This is a genomic window from Acinetobacter sp. CIP 64.7 (assembly GCF_000369745.1).
In the GTDB taxonomy this organism is placed as follows: domain Bacteria; phylum Pseudomonadota; class Gammaproteobacteria; order Pseudomonadales; family Moraxellaceae; genus Acinetobacter; species Acinetobacter fasciculus.
Genome location: NZ_KB850176.1, coordinates 1 through 4582, shown reverse-complemented (window position 1 = coordinate 4582; position 4582 = coordinate 1). Strand labels below are relative to the sequence as shown.

Below are 4582 nucleotides of genomic sequence, written 5' to 3'. Positions count from 1 at the left end.
AAATCTGTTACTCTTGGATTTCGCCAAAAAATGCCGATTTTCGTCTGCGGAGCGCAGCTTTTAGCTACGCTGTCCTCGAAGAAAAACGGCTCAGAATCTGACATAAGTCAATGATGGGTAAAGTTTTTTGAATTATCACAAGAACAGTGATACATTTCATACAGGTACAAAAAAAGCCCGACTTTGGCGAGCTTGGCTTTTTTTGTGGATTTTAATAAATGCTTGAAAACACTAGAATTAAAACACCTGAAACTTGATTTAATTTTAGCAGTGTTTGCGAGCTTTGCAAGCGGTTACTGTTATAAATGAATAAAATACAGTCTCAAATTGAGCTATTTCCTAGCTTTATCGGTAACTTACCGACCAAACCATACTGTACGGATGATCTGAGCACAGGTCTAAAAATACGTCCGAGAGATACAGCACTGGCATTCAAGTACATTCAGCCAAATAGTCCGTTTTATCAGTATTACTTTGTGCTTGATCTCGACTATGAATCAGCCCTGAGTGAAATTTTATATTCACTTGATGGCGTACCAATGCCGAATTTTGTTGCTGAAAATCCTCAAAACGGACGATTACATGCATTTTTCGAGCTAAAAACTCCAATTTATACAACTGATGCAAGCAGACAGAAGCCAATCATGCTCGCAAATGCCGTTTATTTGCGTTTACACGAGCTTTTTAATGCTGATGTTGGATACTCAGGCTTAATCAGTAAAAACCCCATGCACGAGCAATGGCGCACGTACAGCATAAGAAAAAAGCCTTACTCACTGAATGAGTTATCTTCGAAACTAGATATTAGTTGGCAGGACGCGAAAAAAGCCCCGAAACAGGATGAAGCAGTAGGACTTGGGCGTAATTGCTACATTTTCCATACTGCACGCCATTGGGCATATGTTGAGATCAGGAAATATCGTGGTAAGGCTTATAACAATTGGCTACAGGCTGTTATAGACCACTGTTTAAAGCTCAATGAAGGCATTACAGAGCCGTTGCAGTACAACGAGATTAAAAGCATTGCAAAGAGCATAAGCCGTTACTGTTGGAAAAAAGACGCATATCATTACCAAGAGTTTATACAGCGTCAGGTATACAAAGGGGCATTAGGCGGACGAAAAGGTGATTCATCTAATGGAGGAAAAGCGAGATCAGCTCTTTATGATGAAAAAAGAAAAAGAGCAAAAGAAATGCTGAAACAAGGTTTTTGTAATAAAGAAATTTCTCTTGAATTGAATATATCAGTTAGAACTTTACAAAATTGGATAAAACTTTAATGAGTCAGAACGATAAAAAGCTAAATAAATTAATTGTCGAATTATCAAGTATTTATGCAAATGTATCTTTGCTTGGAATTACGTTAGCGTATTTATCTAGTTTCGTTTTTGATGGTAAAAACATATCGTACAAAACAGTAATTCTTCTTATCCCTATATTAATGTTCTTACAGCTTTTTAGTAGAGCCATAGTTGATGACTTAATAAAACCTATTCATAAAGTAATACAGGTAGAACTTAATAAATCAGAAGGCACTGCATACTTAATTACGGGATGTCTAGCCTTGTTATTACCAATTTGTTTCTTAGCAGCACCGTTATATACACTTACCAAGTAAGTTTTAGATCGGAAAGTGCAAGCCTAAATCAGATAATAGCCCGATAGGGTGCTTTTTTCTTTTAAACCAATTCAACCATAAATATTCAAACATTGAGGCTACGAAACAGAAAGTTCTGCTCTTGCTTCTTCTTTCTCAAACAATCCTACTCTTGATTTTATTCAGTACCGCAATAATTACAGATAGCCTTTGAACTTGGATAACAACATTCGTACCGAACATTGTTATCGCAATTTCAACATGCTACTGTAACTAAGCAAGCCTACCCCGTAGCCACAAAAACAGCCCTTACTACGTAATGTTGTTTATTGTGTCACGTGGTGCTTGTTAGGGGTTTCACCCCTAAGACCCCAATCCATTGCGGATTTAATTTAGGGAAATGTCATGGCAAAGAAGAAAAATCTAAGAACAGAAATTAAACGCTTGCGTTTAACTGAACTTGAGTCGATGCAATTAGAAAAATATTTAGCTGATCATGACCTAAATTTTAGTGAGTTTGTGAATGCTTTAATTTGTCAAAAAATCAGAGCCGAATTCCAGACTGTATCCAGTGAAATTATTGAGGGTTCAATTGAGCCAAAGAAAAAACAACGCGCAGCTAAACAACCACCAAAAGCAGACCCTGCCGTACTTTTTCAAATTGGAAGAATTGGAAATAACATCAATCAAATTGCGAAGTTTTTAAATTTTATTCGCCAAGACCCTAATGCTATTTCTAAATTTTCTTTTCTTGAATGTTTTCATACGTTAAGCCAAATCCAAAATGACTTACATCATTGGCTTGGTCAGCTTCCGAAAATTGAACGAAGCCCAGAAGCCGTAAGTCGTGCAAGAGAAAGAGCTTTGAAAAAAAGGAGGGCAGTGGATGTACATTAAATTTCTTAAGCATGGAAAAGGCGACCCTGCAAAAGCTGCAAGTTATTTAATTGATGACGTTGATCACCTGAACCGCCCTCGCCCTGATGTTCAAGTTTTGAGGGGAGATCCTCAGACGTTTACTGCCCTTGCTGAATCTATTCAAAACGAATGGAAATATACGAGCGGAGTCATAGCGTGGTCGAAAGATGATGCCCCCACTAATGATGAAATTGACCAAGTTTTAGAAGCATTTGAAAAGCATGCCTTTGCGGGCTTAAAGCCAAACCAGTATCACTTCACAGCCGTTTTGCATGAAGAAGATGATGGCTCCAAGCATGTACATTTTTTAGTGCCACGAATTGAGTTGGACACGGGCAAGGCCTTGAATATTGCTCCTCCAGGGCATGAGAAATATTTTGATCCTCTCCGGGACTACTTCAACTATTCAAAAGGGTGGTCACGACCTGATGACCCGACTTTACAACATGATACTCAAACGCCTGACCACGCTCACTTTCAAGATGCTGCCGCAGTTCGAGCAGGCTTAAAAGGTAAGTCTGTTAATGATATTCGTGAAGTGGTTGGAAGCCTTATAGAACAACGTATTTATTTTGATTTCATCAAAGATAGAACGGACGTTTTAGACGCTGTTTCAGAGCTTGGAAAAGTCACCCGAATTAGTGACAAGTTCATTTCATTAAAATTAGATGGTGCAGATAAAGCGATACGCTTAAAGGGTGCATTTTATGAGTCAGAATTTAGTGTCGAATCTTACTTTGAGAATCGAACAAGAGAAACAAGTGATGCAAGAGCATCAAGAGAAAATAGGTTTATTCCAGAAGAACACAAAAAGCTTGCTGAACAGCTCGAAAAAAGATTTACAGAGCTTGCAGGAGGACGTTCAAAATACAACGAAGGACGCTACCAATCTCTTGAACGAAGCCAAACAGAGCCTAAATTCAGCCCAAACCGCGAGTCAGAGTTTAGCCGAACTTTTACAGCAGCAAACGGAAGGAACAGCCAACCTTTTGAGCCAACAGGCAGAGCAGCTCGAGCAGTTAAAAGCCCAATCAGCTCAATTGAACAGCATGAGCCAAGGAATAGCCGAAACAGCCAAGATCAAGAAAACCCTTTTTACATCAAATATAGTTTTAGCTTCGATAGCTCTTATTTTGCTTATATCGAGTATTGCTCTAGGCTACGTAAGCAAGAGCAAATACAACGACATAAACGAGATGCAGAACAAAGTCGATTATCTGAAATCACGAGGCGGAAGCATGCTCACAATGGAATGTGGGGGGAAACTGTGCGTAGAGTTAGACCCGAACGTAAAAGAGAGTTACGCACTGGACAATGGGACGAGACCGCTTGGAATAGTAAGGGAGGTGCGTTAAATGAATCTCGAAGCGCAGTTATTACAGATTATCGAAGAACATCAACAGCAGCTCAAAGAGCAACAGAAGCAGCTAGAGCAAGCCTTACAGCTTATTCAGACTCAGAATCGAACCATAGACGAATTGGAGAAATACAACAACGAACTGGTGAAGCACTGCAATCAATTGAGAGAGCAAAGCAACGAGCTGATCAATATCATCAAGCAATTACAGAATCCGAAGTTGTCAGCCGATTTATTGAAAAATTTGGAGAACAGCTTAAAACAGCGATTAGAGAGCCATTTAAAGCAGTTAGTAACAGACTTGAACATCGAGAATCAAGCAGAGACGATAATAGAGAACATCTTGCCGAATTTGGTACAAGCCGTGATAGAAATCAAATTGAAGCCACTGACAGAACGAGTGATCGAGAAAATGAGTTCAGTAGAGCAATATCAACAAAATCTAGCGGGTTTAATCCAACAAGTATCTTCGAGGCTTTAGATCAACTTGATCAGCGTAGGGAGTTGCAACGAGCGAAAGAACAGACAAAGAAAAATGACCGTGGCTATGATTCCCCAAGTCCGTTTTAGTTTAATTTTTTGCGAAAAAGTGACGTATTACGAAGTCAATTTTTTAAATCTGTTACTCTTGGATTTCGCCAAAAAATGCCGATTTTCGTCTGCGGAGCGCAGCTTTTAGCTACGCTGTCCTCGAAGAAAAACGGCTCAGA

General features: G+C 39.2%; 4 protein-coding genes. All 4 read left to right on the top strand.

Annotated elements, in window-relative coordinates; genetic code table 11:
* Positions 1-305 precede the first annotated feature (305 nt).
* Positions 306-1280 (top strand): replication initiation protein, encoded by a 975-nt coding sequence (locus F890_RS00085; RefSeq protein ID WP_005265348.1) that lies wholly within the window; start codon positions 306-308, stop codon positions 1278-1280.
* Positions 1280-1618 carry a hypothetical protein gene (locus F890_RS00080; RefSeq protein WP_005265347.1) on the top strand — a complete coding sequence of 113 codons (339 nt, stop codon included), beginning with the start codon at positions 1280-1282 and terminating at the stop codon, positions 1616-1618. The genes F890_RS00085 and F890_RS00080 overlap by 1 nt, the downstream gene beginning before the upstream one ends.
* A gap of 384 nt (positions 1619-2002) precedes the next feature.
* Positions 2003-2494, top strand: a complete 492-nt coding sequence (mobC, locus tag F890_RS00075; RefSeq protein ID WP_005265346.1) for a plasmid mobilization relaxosome protein MobC — start codon at positions 2003-2005, stop codon at positions 2492-2494.
* Positions 2484-4442, top strand: a complete 1959-nt coding sequence (locus F890_RS00070) for a relaxase/mobilization nuclease domain-containing protein (protein WP_005265344.1) — start codon at positions 2484-2486, stop codon at positions 4440-4442. The genes mobC and F890_RS00070 overlap by 11 nt, the downstream gene beginning before the upstream one ends.
* The last annotated feature ends 140 nt before the right edge of the window (positions 4443-4582 follow it).